Here is a 20,791-nt window from a genome sequence, read left to right as displayed (position 1 = left end):
AAATTTCGCTCGAAAAAAGTTAAGCACAGAGGTACTGGAACAATAACCAATCCTCCTGTGTTTGTTATTTCAAGCACTGCATAGCCTTAACTGAACCGTATTGAGATATAGTGAAGCATTTGATAACCTAATCAATCAAGTACCTATAGATAATGAAGAGTGGGAAAATTGGATAGCTAATTTATCGAGAAAAATATTACCTTTGCCATACCCAATAGATTATTTGTATGGTGATGTTTCTTGGTATAAAAATGAAATAAATATTTATGTTTACTTCAATGGTTGGGGTGCTTATCACTTTCAAATTTGTTGTAATAAACGGCAACGTCATTTCTTTGAACGCTTTCTAGAAGACTACAAAGCTTTTAAAGAAAGCGAAAAAGGTGAAGAGAAACTTTCCGGAAGCTTGGTAACACTACGTTCAGCACAGTTACTATGGCAACAAGGTGAAGGCAAGGGTGAACCGTGGAAAGTTCATAAATTAGCTCTGCATTGTACCTATGACGCTCGTTTATGGACAGCAGAGGGTACTGAAGAAGTCAGAAAAGAAGAGACTGACAAGGCGCAAAAACGAGTAAGTAAAGCAGAAGAAAATGAAAAGTTAGATAACAACCAACAAACACAACTGAAGAAAAATAAATCTTCTTTATTGAGACTTAATAATTCTTTCAATCGTCCTAGTAAGCTAGTTTATGAAGTCAATCTCACATAATTCTTGGTATCAGTTTTCATCCTGTTGAGTTAGCGACGGTTGCCGTAGTTGATATAAGTACTAAAAAAGTACTTGCCTGTAAAACAGTCAACCAGTTACTAGGCAATGATTTTCACCTGTTAAGCCGCAGACGACAACAAGTGCATTTAAGTAAAGAGAGAGAAAAAGCTCAGAAAAAAGATTCACCATCTAATATAGGCGAATCGAAACTAGGTGAATACATTGACAAATTACTAGGAAAGAGAATAGTAGAAATCGCTAAGTCCTATCAGGCAGGTTGTATTGCACTACCTAGATTAAAAGATATGAGAGAAATTCGCACCAGTGCAATTCAAGCCAAAGCTGAGACTAAAATTCCAGGTGATGTAAATGCTCAAAAATTATACGTAAAAGAATATAACCGTCAGATACACAATTGGAGTTATAACAGACTCCAAGAATCCATAAACTCGAAAGCTGCTGAATTAAAAATTAGTATTGAATTTGGTATCCAACCCCATTATGGTACCCTGGAAGAAAAAGCAAGAGATTTAGCATTTTACGCTTACCAATGCCGAATTAATACTTTTGATAGATAAAATTTATATCGAAAGAATGTAATCTTATGGAAATTAAATCGATGCCGTCATATATGCTCTTATGAGCCTTAACTGTATGATGCTACAGTATTAACCCCTTTGTGTAGATACTGTGGAATGGGTTAGTTTAACGCTTGGAAAAGCGTATTCTTTCTGACCCTGGTAGCTGCCAACTCTACCTGTGCGATCATCTAATTGTTTGTTAGCGGCAATTGCTTGGGTAAGCTGATGCTGCTGTTAGATGAGAAAGTACTCGCACCGAGACGCATGGGAAGTATAAGGTGTTAGGGTTCCAAACAGCCCAGAACCTTAGCTCTTGACATCAAACTCTTTTAGCTTGGTGTTGGGTGCCAGAGCGGCCTGTACTACTGAAATCTTAGATTTTGGTTTTACGAGGAAGATCATTATCTCTTACTTTACACCAAAGTAAGGGTACGGGTATACCGTCATGGTGGCTACCGAACTACCACCCCCTAATTTTTATTTTTGGCAAGCCAAAGCGGGGGCAAAATCCCTGAGGTGCTGCCAAATGTCTAAAACTCTTGCCTGCACTGGGTATTACTGTTTCAGTTATGAATAAAATTTTATTCCTTGGCTGTAGAAAATAGTAATTAAAGAAGGCTTGCCAAATTTGCCTTCAAAAGCCATTGTTGGCAAGAGTTTTCACGGGTGGGGTTTCCAAAGCCCTCCCGTGGTTGTGGTGGGTTGAAAGTTTAAATTTAGTAGATGAGGCGATCGACAACCCGAAGTTTCCAAAGCCCTCCCGTGGTTGTGGTGGGTTGAAAGACATTAGTCCCCCTTATGATTCTGGGTCTGAGTTTCCAAAGCCCTCCCGTGGTTGTGGTGGGTTGAAAGTGGTGCAACTACGTCTGCGCGGTCGCTCTGTTGCGTTTCCAAAGCCCTCCCGTGGTTGTGGTGGGTTGAAAGTTGTAACCATCTCCTACTAGCTGACTGTAAGCAGCGTTTCCAAAGCCCTCCCGTGGTTGTGGTGGGTTGAAAGTTATTATCATTGAAGACGCCACTTTGGCTATATAATTTTGTATTAGGGTGGTTTGAAAGGAGCGCTGCGATCGCACGTAAAACGCAGCTATTTTGAGTAATGGAGCTTCTGCTTGGGCAAAAACAGCAAAACAAGAGTTAGTAGATTTTTGTAATTAGACTGCAAATAAAGCGTTTTAAAGCTAGTCTTGTAATTCAAGAGCCAAGCGTTGTGATGTAATCTATTAAATTAGAGAACATATATTTAGCCGAGTTCTAGAGGTTGATTTTGGACAATAATTCTTTAAAACTGGTTTCAACTCTGGACAACAATTCTTTAAAACTGGTTTGATAGCTGAAAGTGCCTAAATTACGTAACTTATGTCCCTGAACTTCGTCAAAATGGACATTAATTCTTTAAAACTGACAATAATTATTTAATGGACAAATGGAGAATAGGGAACTCGAATCCCTGACCTCTGCGGTGCGATCGCAGCGCTCTACCAACTGAGCTAATTCCCCTAGTTGTTGGGTGTTAGTGGGCATTGGGCTTTTTTAAGAGGGGGAAAGGGGAGGCGGTGCGGTCTTGGGGTTTCCCCAAGTGGAGCATCCGCCTATGATTGGGGAAAGGGAAAATAATTATTACTAATGCCCCATGCCCCATGCCCCATGCCCCATGCCCACTATCTACTATCCACGCTCCCACTATCTACTAACTAGTAACAGCTAACTACTAACAACTAGCTATTCTAGCATTCGCCTGCGCTATTATTGACGCTTATGGTGCGAAAAGACTTCTTCTACCCGTTCTAGTTCCAAATCAGTTAAATAATCTACAGTCCAGTTGCAGCAACGTTGCAGCATGTGAAATGGGTAAGTATTTGCTACACCCAATACTTGCATCCCTGCACGTTTTGCGGCTTGTATCCCTGCTGGGGTATCTTCTATCACCAGACACTCACAAGCTTGAAGATTTAAATCAGTATATTCTTGATTGAGACGTTCCACTGCCAATAAATAACCATCGGGTTTTGGTTTAGTAGTGGCGATGTCATCACCTGCTACTATAACTTTAAAGTATTCGGCGAGTTGAGCGCGTTCGAGTACTAGGGAGATTTCTTTGCGGATAGCATCACTGACTAATCCTAATTTCAGATTGCGCGATCGCACTTTAAATATCAAGTCATCTAAACCCGCATACAAAGGCAGTTTTTCTATTTTCTCTACTTCGAGCGCATACATAGCTGCTTTGCGGTTTAGCAACACAGTTAAGTCATCTTCACTCTTGACTCTACCACGACTTGCCAACAACTCACGTACACAAGAGCGATCGCACTTGCCCAAACAAACTTGTTGATACTCACCCTTTTTCAGGGTGAGATTTTCCTCAATCAAAATTTGCTTAATCAGCTGTTCGTGAATTGAGTCGTCATTAATGATAACGCCATTAAAATTAAATAAAACTGCCTTTAAACTCATGCCTTTGTGCCAAACGCTGGAGATCCAAAGTCCTCCAAATCATTATTATCTATTGTGGTATCTGTCGTTGGCGCATATTGCCCAACACTTCTTTTGATTGTATTTTCACGCAAAATCGGTTTCACGCCATTAGTCACCTGATTTATCCACCAAACATCTTGGGTTTGCACTGCTGCAAATCCTGCCGCATTCATACTCGCATCTACACTGCCAGCAGCATAGTCACGAATATAAGGCTCTTCAAAAACATCATTCAGCCATTCTAACTGACGCAGGGTCTTTTGATTACCATCCAAAATCAATACTTGTCCACCCTCAACCAGCAAGCGGAAGCTTTCATGCAGAATTGCTTGGGCTACTGTTGGAGGTGTTTCGTGAAATAGCAAAGAAGCTGTCACCAAGTCAAAAGAAGCATCCTTAAAAACTGTTTTTTCAGCATTCCCATGTCGCCAAGTTATATCCAAATTAGCACTTTGCGCTTTGTGTTCTGCCCTTACCAGCATATAAGGCGATAAATCCAAACCAATAACTTCAGCTTGAGGAAAAGCCTGCTTTAACATTAAGGTTGTGGAACCTGTACCGCAGCCTAAATCGAGGATACGTCGCGGTTGTACTCTAATAGCATCAATTAAAGCTTGTCTTACCCAGGTTTCGTTAGGTGGTACAACGTATTGAGTAATCGGATCGTAGGAAACCGCTGCATCTGAGTTGAGATATCCGCCCTCAATCCCGTGGAAATTTTGGCTAGTGTAGTAAGAGGGAATTGTTACATCATCTCGTCGGAAGTTGGCGCTCTCTTTTTCCCAGTCTACACTTTCAGCATAACGCCGCAAAGATTGCTCATCAATCAAAAGGCGTACTACAGGTGATAAAAAACGTTCCCAAATTGTATCTTGACGAATCGACATATAATTATCTCAGATTTATGTAACTTTTGTCATTAGTTATTTACAAATTTTAATACATTTCGGAAAAATCTGGTATTTGTACAGGCGATCGCCTTTTTTGTACTACATGTGTTACAATAACAATACAAGCTTGGCCTATTAGAGTAGTTAATCAGCTTCACGAAAATTTAGGAAGCCGACTAACTGAAAATTAAACTGTCTAGTTAGTAGATAGTGGAATTTGGATAGTGGTTAGTAGGTAGTGGTTAGTCGATAACGGTCAACCAACAACCCAACGGGAGAACCAATGAGCGTGACTGTCGCTTCTAGCGCTTTCTTCGCAGTGGTTCACTAACAACCAACAACTATCAACTATCAACTATCAATTATCAACCAAAATAAATATTATGCCCTACGAAAACTTAGAAATATCCACACCATCCCCTGTTTTATCTTGGGCTAATCACCCCTTAAAATCAGACGAAATTAAAATGGCGAAAAATGTAGCATCGCTGCCATTTGTATTTAAACACGTTGCCTTGATGCCAGATGTTCACTTAGGTAAAGGAGCCTTAGTTGGTTCGGTAATTGCCACAAAAGAAGCAATTATTCCGGCTGCTGTTGGTGTAGATATTGGTTGCGGTATGATGGCAATTAAAACACCATTTAAAGGTGAACAACTCGAAGGCAAACTGAAGAAAATCCGCTTGGATATTGAAGCAGCAATTCCAACAGGATTTAACGAAAATAAAGACGTTGAAAAAACCGTTACCAACTGGCAACGTTGGGGTGATTTCAAAGACTTGCATCGAGGTGTGCAAGACTTGCAAGGCAAAGCCATGCGACAAATGGGTTCTCTCGGTGGAGGAAACCACTTTATTGAAGTTTGCCTTGATACAGAAAACTCTGTTTGGCTGATGCTGCATTCTGGTTCCCGCAACATTGGCAATAATCTAGCACAGTGCCACATTCATACTGCGAAGGAATTAGCAAAAATGGCAGGTAATAACTTACCTGACCCCGATTTAGCTTATTTCGTTGCCGGAACGCCAGAATTTCAAGCATATTGGCATGATTTGCAGTGGTCGCAAGATTATGCGCGTGTTAACCGCGATGTAATGATGGCACGTTTCAAGCGCATTGTCGAGAAACATCTAGCGGGTGGAAAGGCAATTAAACCTTTATTAGAAGTGAATTGCCATCACAATTACGCCGAAAAAGAAATACATTTCGGTGAAGATGTGTATGTAACTCGCAAAGGTGCAGTCCGCGCACAAGAAGAAGACTATGGCATTATTCCCGGTTCAATGGGGGCAAAATCCTACATTGTTAAAGGTAAAGGTAATGCTCACAGCTTTTGTTCTTGCAGTCATGGTGCGGGACGTTTGCTATCTCGAAATAAAGCAAAAAATACTTATACACTCGATGATCTGATTGAGCAAACAAAGGGCGTAGAATGTCGCAAAGATACAGGCGTTTTAGATGAAATTCCTGGTGCTTATAAGCCGATAGAACAAGTCATGGCAAATCAATCAGACTTGGTTCAAGTTGAGGCAACGCTAAAACAAGTTCTTTGTGTGAAAGGATAAATTAGAGTAGGGCACATGCCCTACTTTGTAGTAAGCGCTTCAGCGCTTAAAATATCATGCACAAAAACCAATACGAGCAAAAATACAAACAAGAAGTAATCGATTTTTTTAACAGTAGAATAACCTACGATAACGATTACACCATTCGTCGCGCTCTCCCCCTACTAGAACTAGTTCCGCTACAAAACAAACAAAAAGTATTAGATTTAGCAACTGGCACAGGTATCATTGCTATTCCTGCTGCTCAAATTGTTGGTAATGAAGGAAAAGTAATTGGCGTAGATTTTTCTTCAGGAATGCTCGCGCAAGCACAACATAAGATTGATGAATTCAACTTGCAAAATATCAAATTAATTGAAGCTGATGCAGAGTATATAGATTTTGATGATGAAAGTTTTGATATAATTTTTTGTTCTACAGCAATAGTATATTTTAGAGATATTCCTGCTGCTTTAAGCAAGTGGTATCGTTTTCTGAAAAAAGGTGGAGTTGTGGCATTTTCTTGTTGCTCTGAGGAATCCTGCGAAGCACCACGCATCATTGCAACTTGTGCTAAATATAATATTTCTCTTTTCAACATCAATGAGCCAACAGGTACACCCGAAAAGTGTCAAAACATGCTAAAAGAAGCTGGATTTCAAGATATTAAAGTTAAGTCTCAACAATTTGGTTTTTACCGCAGTCTTGAGCAAGCTAAACAATGGAATGGAGGATGGTTTCATCCTAGAGAAAATCCTTTGTTACAGGTGTCATCAGAGCAAATGGCAGAATTGAAAGCAGAATATTGTCAACAAATCGAGGCTTTGTCAACTGAACAAGGTGTTTGGTATGAAAGTATGATTTTTTTCGTAACCGCTCGAAAGTGAGTATATAGCGGTTTTCAGTTGGATGCAATACACAACGATATTCTGTAGGGACAATTCATGAATTGTCCCTACGCAACGAATGTATTTGACGCAAGTGAGAACCGCTATAAATGATAATCTAAGGCAAACTATTGAGCCAATTAGCCAAATCTTCTTGAGTAGCAAAATCTAGTAATGCTTCCCCCAAGTCTTCCAATTGTGTAAGAGATAAATTCTCAATTTGAGTCTGTAGTTGAAGGTTAATTGCACCAATTCGACGAGTTAGTTGACGCATAACAAGCCTCAGTTCTGATTGTCTTCCTTCTTCTCTTCCCTCTTGGAGAATTTCTTGATAAATTACAGATTCTCTCATATCTTCCCTCCGAAAAAGTTGACGAACTAGTTCTGTATCGAATACTAACCCCGCTAGCAATTGTGTACATGCCGAGATGCTTTGCTGGATTGCTGTTTCTTCAATCATACTCACTTGAACTGCAATCTGTTGAAGCAAACTTTCAGGGGAATCTGTTTGTGCTAAAGTTGCCAAGGGAAGTAAAGCAGAAGATGTCAGCAACGGTTCTGGGTTTTGCTCCCACATACGGATAACGCGGTAGCGGTGAGAGGTATTACGCGCTGTAAATTGCTCAACAAATGCAGCTTCTGAAGAAGTGGGTTTAAGAAAAATTACTATTTGCTCAATATCGCAGTTGTATTGACGATAAAGCCGCACCCAGTAGTCTAGCATCCGCAATGGCAAAGGTGGTGTCGATGCAGGTAAAGTTTGAAACTCTATATGCAAAATTTGGTTGGCAGTTTGCAGAAAAGTTACTGAGTCAGCGCGGATGGGTTCTTGGTTTAATTCGGTTTTGAGGATTTGAATATCCCTCGGTTCAGATGCTAGTAACCAGCGGATGAATTGTTCTGGATACTGTTCAACTAAATATTTTAGGGTGTTGTCGTATGTCATTTAGATATTAGACTGTAGGGTGCGTTGCGCTCTTGCACAACGCACCTTGGACAGTCGTTGGTGCGTTAGCTAAAAGCATAACGCACCCTACAATTTAAGTCTCTACTTGATGTAATATTGTGTCGGATGAATTCAAATTACATTGTCAAAGTTTGAGTATCAGTCTCAATTAACTTCGCTAAATCTCGCAAGAATGCAGCAGCATCAGCACCATAAATAATCCGGTGATCGCAAGTAATATTAACTTGCATTTGTTGCTTGACGCCAAACAAACCATCAGATGTAGCTACAACTTGCGGACTGGATGCACCGATCGCTAAAATTGAACCTTGTCCGGGTGGTAAAATTGCATCAAATCTGTCTACACCAAACATCCCCAAGTTCGACACGGTAAATGTGCCGCTGTTGTATTCTTCTGGTTGCAGCTTTTTGACTCTCGCACGCTCTACCAAAGATTTCCAATTACGCGATACAGAATATATATCCAGCATGTCTGCATTCTGTAACACGGGCGTAATTAATCCGCCATCATCCATTGCCACTGCTACAGCAACGTTAATATCACTGTGATATACAATACCTTGTTCTGAGTAGCTAGCATTTAACAACGGGTGTTTTTGCAATGTCACCGCTACGGCTTTCGCTAGTAGTGCTGTCATTGTCACACCTTTAGATTTTATCTGTTTGTAAAGCTTGTCTAACGCATCAGTAGTAATTGTGTAACCTACATGAATTACAGGCACGGAGAGACTGGCTACCATATTCCGCGCTACCGCATTTTGCAAGGTGGTCATAGGCACTATTTGACCCGGAATGGGTGCAGGTGCAGATGCGGCGACAGGTGTAGGTGCTGGTGCAGCGGTCTTGGTGACTTGTGCAGGTGGTGGAGATGCAACGGGTGCGGCAGGTTGCTTAGTACCAACAGATGCCTCGACATCTGATGCCACGATGCGTCCGTAGGGACCGCTACCCGTAAGCTTACCGAGATCAACCTTCATTTCCTTCGCCAACTTGCGAGCGCGGGGTGAAGCTATCAGCCGTCCTTCCCGATGGTTGGAGCCATTTTGAGATGCTAAGGCAGGTGTTTGTGTGGCTGGTGCTGCCATTTGTCCGGGTGCGGTGGCAGCGGTAGCTTCGGAAGTAGCAGCTTTCTCGCCATCTGTGTTTCCTTGCGCTAATGCTTGTTCTATTTCGGCTTCTGTTTCTGCCAATAATGCGATCGCTGAACCTACAGGGGCACTTTCACCAGCTTGTACCAGAATTGTGGCAAGATATCCCTCATAAAAGGATTCTACATCCATATCTGCTTTATCTGACTCAACAACCACCACTGTTTCGCCTTTTTCCACTTTATCACCTGGAGATTTCACCCAGGAAACAATTTTGCCCTCAGTCATGGTGGAACTCAGCGCCGGCATAAATACTTCTTGGATGCTCATAGTTGGGTGGTTTTGAAATCGATAATTTATGGACTTTAACAGCTTTTGCTTTATGCGAATTGTAGCTTGACCCAGGACTTTTGGATGTTCGATTTTAGATTTTAGGTTCCGGGAATGGGGCAATGGGCAATGGGCAATGGGTAATGGGCAATGGGCAATGGGCAATGGGCAATGGGTAATGGGCAATGGGCAATGGGCAATGGGCAATGGGCAATGGGAATAAAAAGAAGCGATCGCGTATTTCACAAAGGACTATGCCCCATGCCCCATGCCCCATGCCCCATGCCCCATGCCCCATGCCCATTCCCCACTCCCCATTCCCCATTCCCGGAACCTAAAGACAAAGCAAAGGTCTATATGATTTATTCTCCTCTTCATGGCTCACTAAGATAAAAAAGCTACTGAAATGTAGAGGATATGGGGTGAAATTTCCATCTAAAATTCTGAATTGGTAATCAACGTGTTTGAAATTTCTGTTTAATTTTATGTCGGGATTGAAGTTATTTTTGATTTTCATACTAAGTATCTTTGCCACTGTTGGGGCTGGATTTTATATCATGCAGCGCCAGCCGTCAGCATCGATTTGGGGTGATGACAACAGACAACAACAGCAATTTTCGGCGATACCACAAGCTCAACATATTGAGGTATATACAGAAAGAGCAACTTATAAAAGTATACCTCTACAAAATCTCAATTCTTCTCTCCAGGGTAGCGATCCGGCTACACTTGCCCTGAATGCTTTTGATGATGTGGTATCAGAGAAAGCAACGCGAAAGGTGGAGGTAGTTTATCCGCAACCAAATCAAGCGATGGTGACGATTACACAGATGAAGCAAGCGGATAATGCTGTCGGTACGGTTAAATACCGCGTGGAGATGACAACTTTTGGGCGATCGCTTTTAGTTAGTTCACCCCCCGTTTGGCAAATTGTCTGGGCAGGCTCCCAGGTACAATGTTGGTCTGGGAACCGTACTCAAAAAAATTTAATTTCTACCTGTGGATAGATGCAATTTTGAGTTAGGTAGAGACGTTCCAGTGGAACGTCTGTACGAGTAGAGACGTTCCAATGGAACGTCTGTACGAGCAAGGGCTGAGAATTTAAACGTCACCGCGAATTTCTTCGACAACACCATCGCGCAGAACGATTTCGACTTGCATTTTGCTAATCAGGTTATCACCTGGTTCGACGCGGAAAAAGCCTTCCATTTGAAATTGGGGGACTTCCTGATCCAATTCCAGAAACTGCACTTGCTGGAGGTTTTGCAAACTTTGATTTTTTTGCTCTAGCAGTTCGCTTTTCTTTTGGTTGACTTGGACTTGAATATTTTCGATTTGTTGCAGGGTTTGGGGTCCTGGAGGTTGTAAACTCTGCTTTTGAATTTCAGCGATCGCTCTTTGTCCTTGAGTGTCTAGCTGTTGCAATTGCTGATCGGTTTGATTGATCTGCGCTTGCAGTTGCTGCTGTACTTCCTCTTTCCAAAGAGGTGTGACAATGACTTTGACGTTAACGACTCGCTTTAAAAGCAGTTGAGGTTTGGAGACATCCATAAAAGTTTCACGTTCACTCTATTTGTTTGCAATGGAAATTATCAGGCAAACATGCCGTCAATAATATCGCGATAGCGTTCCATGACGACGTGACGACGAATTTTTAAGGTTTGTGTCATCATGCCATTTTCCAGAGAAAACGGCTCCAGGATTAGTTTAAATGGACCAATACGGTCATCCGCTCGATAACCTGGACGATTTTGCACTTCCCGATTCAATTCTTGCCGAAATAAATCCTGGCTCATTTTACTCTCAAGGTTTATTTTTTGACTTGTCGTCTCGGTAACATTGTCGTCCTGTAAACATAATTCTAGATTTTGACTTTCTGCCCATTTTTGCAGAGCTTCTAAATTTGGTACAATCAAAGCACCTAAGCTGCGTTTATCTTGCCCGACGAGCATGATTTGGTCGATATAAGGCGATCGCACGCACGCATCTTCAATCGGCTGTGGCTCGATGTTTTCGCCGTTGCTTAAGACAATCGTATCCTTTGACCTTCCAGTCAGCACCAAATCTTTTCCTGGTGTCACCCAACCCAAATCTCCGCTGTCAAACCAACCTTCGGCATCAATTGCTTTTGCTGTCGCTTCCGGATTTTGGTAATATCCTTGCATAATTTGCGGTCCCTTCAACAGCACTAAACCTTTTTCCCCAATTGGTAAAGGTTTACGAGTTTCTGGATCGACAATTTTATTTTCTGTACCCAGAAGTGGTTGTCCGGATGAACCGCGTAAATTCCGCCAAGTACGACGCACATTTGTTACCGGCGATGTTTCCGTCAAGCCATAACCTTGTAAAATCTCGACACCAATAATTTCAAAAAAATCATCGATGTGTTTGGGAAGCGCACCACCACCGCTTATCATCTGCTTAATTTTTCCTCCCGTGGCTTCTCGGACTTTGTTATAAATCAGTTTTTCTCCTAAGGCATGAAAGGGAAACAATGCAGATGCTTGTATACTTGCTGATAATCGATCAATTCCTGATACATGAAGATGATCTAAACTCAAATTTTCCGCGATTCGCCGCGCTTTGATATACTTATCGCTAATCGCCAGTAACGACTTAATTAAACGTTGTTTGTTCTCAGGTTGTTCGCGAAACTGCTTTTGCACACCTTCATAAATCGATTCCCACAAACGCGGTACACCCAGCATATAATTTGGTTTGAATTGTTGCAAATCCTTTTTCACAGACCGCAAATTAGTGTAAACTTGGGTGCAACCTTGAGAAAGTAAGTAATATTCAACTGTTCTTTCGTAAACGTGCCAGCTAGGAAGAATGCTGAGAATAATATCTCCTATTTCTGGTTGAATGACTGTGCCAAAGGTGGTAAGTTGGTGCATTAAATTACCATAACTGAGCATTACGCCTTTAGGTTTGCCTGTAGTGCCAGACGTGTACATTAAAGTTGCTAAATCATTGCGTTTTTGCCGCGCTGGTTGTAAAGTATGATTTGCGCTACTTTCCATCAACTGCGAAAAGTTCAACACCTTCAAGGTTTCTTCTGAGGGTGGTGCTTCATCACTAAGCAAGATGATAAATTGAATTGGCAAATCGTTGAGACGCGATCGCAATTTATTCAGTGTTTTTAAATCTTGTACTACCAGCGCTGTACTACCACTATTAGCGATGATAAACAGCAATTCTTCCTTTTCGGCTTGGGAACTACGCACGGCATTTACTCCCCCAGCCATTAGAATACCTTGATCGGCAATAAACCAGCGGGGACTGTTGTCAGCAATTAAAGTTAGGCGATCGCCTACTTTCACCTCCAACGCTTGCAAACCTGCGGCAAATTGCTTAATTTTTTCTAATAGCTGCGTATGAGTAATCACAACTTCTGGTAAGGAGTGAGGATCGCGCAAAGCGACAGTATCACCGCATCGTTTTGCTACCAAATCCCAAATTTCCGGCAACGTCTCCACATTGGAAAAATCTGCCAAACGCTTTAATGCTTGGCGCTCTCGCTCAGAAATCTGAGAAAATATATCAGCAGTAACAGAAGTTTTCGACATTACACATCATCTCCTAAATTATAAATCGTTGTGTTTCTGTGCATATTCCGTCATCTGACCAAAATAGCCGACTTTAAGATACACAACTACTTATATTCATAAAGAATTTCCAGATTTTGATGAAGATATTTAAATAAATATATGTTAAGATGATTTTACATAGATTAAAAGCAATGAAACTTGCTCTTAACTAGTTGTAACTAACAACAATAACTGACGTGGAGAGCGAAGGATGAAAATTTTATACTTCATCCTAAAGTTGACCACCTATTACTAACAGGCGGTGATTACCTATGGATTTGCTAGATATTATATTACTAACCTCAATCAATATATTTGCTTGTCTTGCTTTCCCAAGGCTTCTATCAATCGCTTTTATTTTGAAAAGCAAGTATATTCAACGTTTGCAAATGTATTCAGCACCACAGAAAACTAAATACGAAATTACCAGTTTTCCGTATTGTACAAGTTATTCATTAACCGCCAGCCCGGTATGTAAGTTTCGTCCTAATTTCTGTGCCAAATGTTCTGCGTAAAAAGTACCTACCTTCTGTTATAAGTTCGTAGTGAGGAATGCGCGTCCTCATCTAATCATATAAGGACTAAAGTCCTTACTACAAAAATGCTTTATTATGGTAAAATGAGTTACTTTGGAAGTAAAAATTTTCTCTGCAAATAAAATATATTTTCCCTTAACAAAACGTATCTTAATTATTTTTTATAATAACCAAAAGAAATTCTCACTATTGCATTTGTCAAATTTGAGTAATTATGCCTCAAACTAAAAATAGTAATCAACAATACTAAAAAAGGGGCAATGATTTATGGGTTTGATGAATGGTATATTCATAACACTGATTTCTGCGATCGCTTGCCTTACCTTACCCAAGCTGCTATCTGTGATTTTGGTTCGAGGAACCCAACGCACTGCACCATTGCCAATTGCCACAACAGCACAAAACACCTCTTCATAAGTTCCAAGTTTTCCTTAAACTGTATTGGAGGTTGGGTTTCAATGTGATGAAATCCAACTTATTAATTTTTGAATTTGGTTGTGGCGTAGACGCGGAGCGGCTTGTCGTCAGACATCGCGCTTATATTTAATTATTTAATTAGGGAAAAATTTTTCTACACTGCAATTAAAACCCGGTAGTAATGCAGAAGTTATAGTATCATCACTAAAAAGAGTTATTGCCAACTTGAGTATACCTTGTTCGCGGCAGTAAACCTCTAGCTTGCGCGTTGGCGTAGCCTCTCTGAAAGAGAATCGCCAATCAGCAATCCAATATTCTTTGACACCTCTGGAAGAATAAAGCTTCAGTTTTGCTTCTCTATCTCGTCTTTGGTCTTCTTTACTTACAGATAATACCTCAACTACCAACTCAGGCGCACCAGTTAAATGTCCCGCTTCATCCATTAGTGCCAAAGTTTCCTTGCTAACCCAAACCACATCCGGAATCACATTATCTGATTCGGAAAACAGAACACCAGGACTGGGAATTGTTTCTCCTAAACCACTAATTTCAGACCAAGCATCGAGTTTGCCACCGATTTTTAGGCAAGTTTGCTGATGTCTAAAGTGTGGTGCCCTGGTCACAAATAATTCTCCATCAATTATCTCGTATTTTGTGCCTTCATTTTCTGGGAGAAGTTCTAAATCTTGAATTGTCCAGCGTATTTTTTCTGTTAGCATATAATTTTTTCGCTAACGCCTTTTGTGTAGATATAATATTGTAACGCAAGCATCCAATTTTTGCGCCGACGGCTATACATACAAAGCCTGCAATGTGCGCTGTGGTACACAAAAAATTTTCCTAGCAGCCAATGCGATCGCCTGTAATAATATGGCTAATATTACGCACCTGCTCAAATTGCTTAAATTAAGGAATATTAAAACATCTCAATAAAGCCTGTTTAAATTCTGCTGCACTTTGAAAGTAAATTTCCGGTTTTTCTATCAAAGCCAAATCAATTACTTCAGCCAGTTGTTTAGGAATATTTGCATCACGCTGACGAATGGGTACGGGGTCATTTTGCAAAACTGCTAAAAATGGATCGCCAGTAGTGAAATTACGAGGAAAAGCTCCAGTCAACATGTAATATAAACATGCAGCCGCAGCCCATACATCTACTTCTGGCTGAACGTATTTATAATTAAGTAGTTGCTGACGACACATTAAAACAGGAGTACCAGCTTTACTTCCTGTTAATGTTTGACCGCTTAAACCAGCTAAATCAAAAGCTTTTGCTAAACCATAATCGCCTATTTTAGTTGTAATTTTACCGTTAACGTAACCCAAGAAAATATTACTTGGTTTTAAGTCACGGTGGACTAAACCTCTACCTTTACCAAATCCACCATTGCCTAGTTTGACGTTAGGAATTTCGGCATTATGAGCATATTCTAAACCGTCTAAAACTTGGACAATAATTGGTACTGCAATATCTACCGATAGCTTTCCTCCTTGTTGCATAAAGTCAGCAACAGTACCACCCTCACAATATTCCATTGTGAAAAAGAAAATATTTTCTGAGTATCCATAATCGATTAATTTCACGACATTTGTATGTCGCAATGCTTTAGTATTTTCTGTCTCCCTCATGAACATTTGTACAGCCCAATCATTTGCAGCAACCGCAGGCAACATCACTTTTAAAGCAATAAAATTACCTGTTTGATTACGTTGGGCTAAATACACTTCACCAAAACCACCCTTGCCTAATAATTTAATTATCTCATAGCCGCGAATTGCTAGTAAATTGTTGTCACCACGTTTTGCTAAACCTAATAAGCGTTTGATATGTTCTAGTAAATTAGGTGCTTGGGTAGTTTGATCATGATTTTGATTGTAAATATTAATTGTTGGTGGGAATAAATTATGAATATTAAGTGATTTTAATTCGGCTTCAATACTAACTACAAATATGGTATTACTTAGTTTAATTTCGTCTCCATCTTGTAAATCATATTCAGGAAATTGAATTTTTGCAGCTTGTTCTGGTGTTTGATTCTCTTCGCGTTGTCCAATTTTTTGACTGTTAACATAAGTGCCATTTTTACTACCAAAGTCCCGTATACGAATAGCTGGAGGGTTGATATCTAATAGGCAGTGATAGCGGGAAATGGTTCGATGCTCTTCATCATCTGGTAGTTGGGGATTGCAATCTTGTGACCTACCGATAATACTGGTTGTGCGAGAGTCAAATGTATATTGTCTTCCTGATAATTTGCCTTCGGTAATTGTGAGGGTTATTTTGGTAGGCATTTTCGATTGAGGATTCTATGTATTTTTACGTAATTACTTGATTAATTGTAGCGAATAGCTAGCAGAGTATGTGATTTTTTTTGTTAATTTGTACCGAGATTATTGATAATCTGTTGTTCTAGATAAGAATATTAAAATACTTTAAAGATATGTCTAATGTAGAAGTTGTAGCAAATATTCAAGATTTGGTGTCCAATCTTGAGTCAGTAATTGCTGCACAAATAATGGCAGATATTGATAGAGCCAATAATTTTCAAATAATTGCGGAAGAAACATATTCTATTCTGACCAGTGGTAGATTGGTTAAACCAAAAATGAGTAATCGGAAAACTATCGCAGTAAGTGGTAATGTCGCTACGGTTAGCGGTTGGGATTCTTTGAATACAAAATGGAAGCAATCTATCAAACAAAATAAACGTATATATTTAGAGCAGGATGAAAGTCAAGTCAAAGAATATTATCATAATTTAAGAACAGAATTTAATCGATATGGCTATCAAACAAAAGTGTGGGAATTAGACCCGAAAAACAATTTAGGGAAGCACTATCGTTCTCATGCAGAAAAACAAATCTCGGTTATCCAACCCGATAATTCTATTGGTGTATCGAGGGGTATGTGTGAAGAAGATTGTTACCCTTATTTTTATGCATTGGCGCAAATAAGACAACAAAATATTATTATTGCTGACCCTAACGGTATCTGGCTGTTTTATACTTATGGTCAAGTAAAGTTCGTTTATCGTTTATCATAGATATCTGGGCAAGTAAAGGAAGGTGCTTTATGGCGATTCCCTCTAAGCTACAAAATCTGATTCAAGAGGCTAATAAATCATTGTATCGTCATCCTCAACATGACTTGAATCTAGGTTATCGTCATGCGATTTGGGTAGCATTTGGTGATCATGGGCATTTAAGACGTACAGCACTAGCACTTTCTACAACTCGTCACGTACTCCCGATTTGGAATCAAAGATTCAAGAATGATGATAGACCGCAACAACTTCTTACTCTAGCTGAAAAAGTTATTTCTGGAGATATTAATAAAGCTTTCGTAGAAAAAGAGAGCCAAAAGTTTTGGCGAGAAATGCAACAATTAGGTTATGACGATTCGGGTATGGCTTTTACTGTTGGATGTGCAGCAGTTGCATCGCTCGATACTGCAATTTTTGATGAAAACTTTGACCCAGATGAGATTGATTTTAATCTCACAGATAATCAAGATATAGAAGGAAATGATGCTGCTTTCTTTGCTGCTTGTGCCTATGCAAATGGTGCAGTTTGGGAAACTATTTCTGGAAAATCAGATTCTGCAAAGCGTTTAGAATTTTGGTCGTGGTGGTTAAACGTTGCTGTTCCCAGTGCATGGGAGGCTATAGAAGAAGATGAGAAGATACATATTCCTTAATCACAGTTTATATGTTCATATTATCTGTAAAAAAATTAAATAAACAATTCTGGAGAAACATGAAAAAACTCTCCTAAAGCCTTTGCTTGAGCTTTAGTAATTGCACGTTTGCCGTTTAAAATTTCCGAGACAACTTCCTCTGAACCAATAATTACTACTAAATCAGATTGTTTTATTTCTCGTGCTTCTATCAAATGTTGGAGAATTTCGTGGGGAGAAGATTCACCCATTGAATAGTTTTTGTTCTCATATTCTTCTATCAATCTCACCAAAATTTGTAATAAAGCTGTTTGTTCTGGTGAGCGATTTTTACAACCCATTAGTTTCTCTACATCAGCTAGCATCCGCTCGTATTCTGACTCTGATGTGATGACTTGGGGTTGATATTCTGCTAGTAACTTGCCGTAAACATTTTTATCGAAAGCTAAGGACATTTTTATTCACCTTATCGCCCGTTTTGACGGCGTCTCATTTATTCCTAATCTAAAACTTTAATTTCAGACTAGAGAATATTTCTTAACTCTTTTTTTATAAAATAAATTGTAATTGGTAGAATTTATTATGATTAAAAGTAAGGGTCGTTTTTCCATTTGTCTTTATTATAAATAGTATGGGTCAAAAAGTATTTGTAGTAGATTGTTTGGATTTCGTAGTCAATATCTACAATTAGGCGATATGCATTACCTTTGATGTTGAATACTGTGAAGTTTCCCACAGCGTCAGCGGCTGGATAAACTTGTCTTACATCGTCTAAGTGTTGCCATGATGCAGACTTCACAACACGATACCAAGCTTCAACTTGTTCAGTTACATCTGGATATTTAGCAGCATCAGCACGTAAATTGCGAATGCTGATTAGATGCATAAAATATTTTTCCCATGATATTTAATTTATCGACGAGCCGTTAACCATGACTCCATGAAAAGCTTCTCATTTTGAAAACATAATGTCAAGTTTAGATTAGGCTACCTGAATTTTCCAATCCAAAATTGCAATATCCTGCAAGATTTTGTGGAATATGGAGCGTTTATAAATCTTCACAAAAATCTGTAAGCGTTATATGTTACATTTTACAAGTCTCGACGCGAGAGAAGAGATTGCAAACCACGACCAATCCAAAAACCCCCTTGGGCTTACTAACTCCGGAAGGTTTCCTTGGGCTGCTCTCATATCAAAAGTAGTATCTCCGTACTCCACCCACTCCCCTCCTTTTCTCCAACCTACCCGATCACCAAACGCTTCCCAAATCTTATCGTCGTACTCTTTAGTTCCACCCAGACTTTGATAAATCCGCTTCTGCACAGAGAAGCCAAAGTGCCCATTGCTGTATTTTACCCAAAGTTGGTCAATTGTGCGGAGGTCTTCACAGGGAAAATTATCAATGCTTTCACCATCAAGATACCGTTCGTCTTCTCTTCCAGCTACTGCTAGTATCACTCGTGCTGTTTCTTGATCAGCTTCTTTCCACTTTCCTGCTGCAAGGAAGTCACGCAGTCGGGTGTAGTCCATCCTTGCGGTTTTTAACTTGATATTATCTTCTACAACACCCAGCAATTCTCTAAACTCGCGCACTGTCTGCGGTCTATCTTGCACTGACAACGCCATCCCTTTAATAATCGCATCATTCACCCTGTCGCTAATCTGGGAATTATGCTGCTGAGGTGAGGGTAATTGGGCAAACTTTCTAAAATTAGCCGGAAAAGGAACTTCCGCAGTCAATAAACTATACAAAGTTGCAGCCAAAGCATAAACATCAGTTGCATCAGTAAAACGCCCTTGCCTTTCATACTGTTCAATTGGTGCATAACCCTCTGTTTTAGAATTAGTCATGCTGAGGGTTTTACCAATGGTAAACTCACGCGCCAGACCAAAATCAATCAAAACTGCTTCTTTTTTACCATCCCGCAAAATAATATTATTCGGCTTGACATCCCGATGTAAAAAGCTTTGTTGGTGGACATATTCTAAAGCTTCTCCCACTTGGTTGATGTAGCGTAATGCTTCTGTTTCAGATAATTGTCCGTGTTTATCAACATAAACCCCTAAATCTTCCCCATCAATATATTCCATCACCATTCCCCATAATCCAGCTTCCTGTATCACTTCATGGACTTTGACAATATGGGCATGCTGACAACCTCGCAACCGCAATGCTTCGTTGACGAATTGTTCTTGCTTTTCTGCGAAGTCACCTTGACTTTGATGTATCGGGTTGAGGGTTTTGATGGCAAATAATTTGTTTGTTTTCTGTTCTAATGCACTATAGGTGACACCAAAACCGCCACCACCAAGGACTTTTTGAATGATAAATCTACCGTTTTTCAGGGGTTGATTGGGTGTCCACAGTTGCATAAGTGGAGTAAGTGATGATTTAAGATGCTATATCGTTAATTATACGTAATTTTTCTTCAATATAACTGGTATGCTTGCATTTATTCAAAAATCCTTATTTATTTCCGCAACTATCTACCACAATTACATTAACGCTAACTGGTACACGTTTCAAATACCTTTGTCCCCTTTCCTCCATCACAACATCTGCACGCACTCACCTACCTCGGCTAGTGGGATAATTTATAGCCCACTAAGGTGGGCTTTGTTCTTATAGCCGAGCCAGTGCGTTGCGCGGGTTCCCCGCGTTGAAGCACCTGGCGTCCAGGCTTCTAGCCTGCGGGCTTTATATCTATTTTAACTTCTTACTTTCCCGGCGCCACTTACCCCTAACCAAGCGAATTTCATCAAAACTATAATTGTCACCAAGATACTCTTTAATTGGAGTTAAAGCAATATCCCCAAGAATTTCTAATACTTGCAAAATTTTCTGCTGTTTGTCTAGCGGAACCAACAAATTTAAATCTACAGGCTGATTTTTATCAATTAAATCTGAAAGGTGACGGATGATTGTTGTGGGTCTAAAATTGCGTTTTTGAGCAATTTCTTCCACAGTTAAACCTTGTTGATGTAACTGTAAAGTCAAATATTCGGTTTCTGTAGGTATGGCAAGATAAGGTGTAGAAGTAACGTTACTTTTTTCTTATGACAAATCTTGTTCTTGACAGTATGCGCGAATTTCCTT

General features: G+C 40.0%; 18 protein-coding genes, 1 tRNA gene, 2 pseudogenes and 1 CRISPR repeat array. Of the genes and pseudogenes, 8 read left to right on the top strand and 13 right to left on the bottom strand.

Going from position 1 to position 20,791, the window contains the following annotated elements; genetic code table 11:
* Window positions 1-100 precede the first annotated feature (100 nt).
* Window positions 101-1,290, top strand: a pseudogene (gene cas12k / locus AABK37_RS33000) (type V CRISPR-associated protein Cas12k).
* Window positions 1,291-1,964: 674 nt separating this feature from the next.
* Window positions 1,965-2,290: direct repeats of the CRISPR family, unit length 38 nt; unit sequence GTTTCCAAAGCCCTCCCGTGGTTGTGGTGGGTTGAAAG.
* 427 nt (window positions 2,291-2,717) lie between these two features.
* On the opposite strand, the gene AABK37_RS32995 reads toward cas12k, so the two are convergent.
* The 3 genes from AABK37_RS32995 to AABK37_RS32985 form a co-directional block, all read right to left on the bottom strand.
* A tRNA-Ala gene (locus AABK37_RS32995) sits at window positions 2,718-2,790 on the bottom strand.
* Window positions 2,791-3,036: 246 nt separating this feature from the next.
* Entirely contained in the window at window positions 3,037-3,747 is a 711-nt protein-coding gene (locus AABK37_RS32990) for an HAD family hydrolase (RefSeq protein ID WP_432555698.1), read from the bottom strand.
* The gene (locus tag AABK37_RS32985) at window positions 3,744-4,655 is read right to left on the bottom strand and encodes a class I SAM-dependent methyltransferase (RefSeq protein ID WP_432555697.1); all 912 of its coding nucleotides are present in this window, start codon (window positions 4,653-4,655) and stop codon (window positions 3,744-3,746) included. Before AABK37_RS32985 ends, AABK37_RS32990 begins: the two co-directional genes overlap by 4 nt.
* Before the next feature lie 386 nt (window positions 4,656-5,041).
* Between AABK37_RS32985 and AABK37_RS32980 the strand changes: the two genes are divergently transcribed.
* On the top strand, window positions 5,042-6,223 hold the full coding sequence (locus AABK37_RS32980) for an RtcB family protein (protein ID WP_432555696.1): 1,182 nt from the start codon (window positions 5,042-5,044) through the stop codon (window positions 6,221-6,223).
* A 56-nt stretch (window positions 6,224-6,279) separates the two neighbouring features.
* Window positions 6,280-7,089 (top strand): methyltransferase domain-containing protein, encoded by an 810-nt coding sequence (locus AABK37_RS32975; RefSeq protein ID WP_432555695.1) that lies wholly within the window; start codon window positions 6,280-6,282, stop codon window positions 7,087-7,089.
* 118 nt (window positions 7,090-7,207) lie between these two features.
* Here AABK37_RS32975 and AABK37_RS32970 read toward each other — a convergent pair whose 3' ends face one another.
* On the bottom strand, window positions 7,208-8,035 hold the full coding sequence (locus AABK37_RS32970) for an Rpn family recombination-promoting nuclease/putative transposase (protein ID WP_432555694.1): 828 nt from the start codon (window positions 8,033-8,035) through the stop codon (window positions 7,208-7,210).
* 137 nt (window positions 8,036-8,172) lie between these two features.
* On the bottom strand, window positions 8,173-9,474 hold the full coding sequence (locus tag AABK37_RS32965; RefSeq protein ID WP_432555699.1) for a dihydrolipoamide acetyltransferase family protein: 1,302 nt from the start codon (window positions 9,472-9,474) through the stop codon (window positions 8,173-8,175).
* Window positions 9,475-9,666: 192 nt separating this feature from the next.
* Between AABK37_RS32965 and AABK37_RS32960 the strand changes: the two genes are divergently transcribed.
* The gene (locus tag AABK37_RS32960; RefSeq protein ID WP_432555693.1) at window positions 9,667-9,867 is read left to right on the top strand and encodes a hypothetical protein; all 201 of its coding nucleotides are present in this window, start codon (window positions 9,667-9,669) and stop codon (window positions 9,865-9,867) included.
* A gap of 92 nt (window positions 9,868-9,959) precedes the next feature.
* Window positions 9,960-10,481 (top strand): hypothetical protein, encoded by a 522-nt coding sequence (locus AABK37_RS32955; RefSeq protein WP_432555692.1) that lies wholly within the window; start codon window positions 9,960-9,962, stop codon window positions 10,479-10,481.
* Between the two features lie 94 nt (window positions 10,482-10,575).
* Here the strand turns inward: AABK37_RS32955 and AABK37_RS32950 are convergent, their stop codons facing one another.
* Together AABK37_RS32950 and AABK37_RS32945 are read right to left on the bottom strand one after the other, a co-directional pair.
* On the bottom strand, window positions 10,576-11,025 hold the full coding sequence (locus tag AABK37_RS32950) for a YlqD family protein (protein WP_432555691.1): 450 nt from the start codon (window positions 11,023-11,025) through the stop codon (window positions 10,576-10,578).
* Between the two features lie 41 nt (window positions 11,026-11,066).
* On the bottom strand, window positions 11,067-13,043 hold the full coding sequence (locus AABK37_RS32945) for an AMP-dependent synthetase/ligase (protein ID WP_432555690.1): 1,977 nt from the start codon (window positions 13,041-13,043) through the stop codon (window positions 11,067-11,069).
* Between the two features lie 824 nt (window positions 13,044-13,867).
* On the opposite strand from AABK37_RS32945, the gene AABK37_RS32940 reads away from it, so the two are divergent.
* Window positions 13,868-14,017 (top strand): hypothetical protein, encoded by a 150-nt coding sequence (locus AABK37_RS32940; RefSeq protein WP_432555689.1) that lies wholly within the window; start codon window positions 13,868-13,870, stop codon window positions 14,015-14,017.
* 134 nt (window positions 14,018-14,151) lie between these two features.
* Here AABK37_RS32940 and AABK37_RS32935 read toward each other — a convergent pair whose 3' ends face one another.
* Entirely contained in the window at window positions 14,152-14,736 is a 585-nt protein-coding gene (locus AABK37_RS32935) for a Uma2 family endonuclease (RefSeq protein WP_432555688.1), read from the bottom strand.
* Window positions 14,737-14,923: 187 nt separating this feature from the next.
* Window positions 14,924-16,309, bottom strand: a complete 1,386-nt coding sequence (locus tag AABK37_RS32930) for a protein kinase domain-containing protein (protein WP_432555687.1) — start codon at window positions 16,307-16,309, stop codon at window positions 14,924-14,926.
* A 149-nt stretch (window positions 16,310-16,458) separates the two neighbouring features.
* Here AABK37_RS32930 and AABK37_RS32925 point away from each other — a divergent pair, with 149 nt between their 5' ends.
* Both AABK37_RS32925 and AABK37_RS32920 read left to right on the top strand, forming a co-directional pair.
* A complete protein-coding gene (locus AABK37_RS32925) occupies window positions 16,459-17,061 on the top strand; it encodes a hypothetical protein (RefSeq protein ID WP_432555686.1) in 603 nt (200 codons plus the stop codon).
* A gap of 29 nt (window positions 17,062-17,090) precedes the next feature.
* Window positions 17,091-17,714: an Imm5 family immunity protein gene (locus AABK37_RS32920; RefSeq protein WP_432555685.1), complete on the top strand. Its 624-nt coding sequence runs from the start codon at window positions 17,091-17,093 to the stop codon at window positions 17,712-17,714.
* A gap of 35 nt (window positions 17,715-17,749) precedes the next feature.
* Here AABK37_RS32920 and AABK37_RS32915 read toward each other — a convergent pair whose 3' ends face one another.
* From AABK37_RS32915 to AABK37_RS32900, 4 genes and pseudogenes are all read right to left on the bottom strand, one after another.
* On the bottom strand, window positions 17,750-18,148 hold the full coding sequence (locus AABK37_RS32915) for a helix-turn-helix domain-containing protein (RefSeq protein ID WP_432555684.1): 399 nt from the start codon (window positions 18,146-18,148) through the stop codon (window positions 17,750-17,752).
* 131 nt (window positions 18,149-18,279) lie between these two features.
* Complete coding sequence (locus AABK37_RS32910) at window positions 18,280-18,579, bottom strand: type II toxin-antitoxin system HigB family toxin (RefSeq protein ID WP_432555683.1); 300 nt, start codon at window positions 18,577-18,579, stop codon at window positions 18,280-18,282.
* Between the two features lie 192 nt (window positions 18,580-18,771).
* Window positions 18,772-20,067: a protein kinase domain-containing protein gene (locus AABK37_RS32905; protein WP_432555682.1), complete on the bottom strand. Its 1,296-nt coding sequence runs from the start codon at window positions 20,065-20,067 to the stop codon at window positions 18,772-18,774.
* A 331-nt stretch (window positions 20,068-20,398) separates the two neighbouring features.
* Window positions 20,399-20,791: pseudogene (locus AABK37_RS32900) on the bottom strand (helix-turn-helix domain-containing protein); the annotation flags it as partial.

Origin of the sequence: Tolypothrix sp. VBCCA 56010 (assembly GCF_050875635.1) — a bacterium.
In the GTDB taxonomy this organism is placed as follows: domain Bacteria; phylum Cyanobacteriota; class Cyanobacteriia; order Cyanobacteriales; family Nostocaceae; genus Hassallia.
Note: the sequence above shows the minus strand (reverse complement) of the source record. Positions and strands in the feature narration are given on the sequence as shown.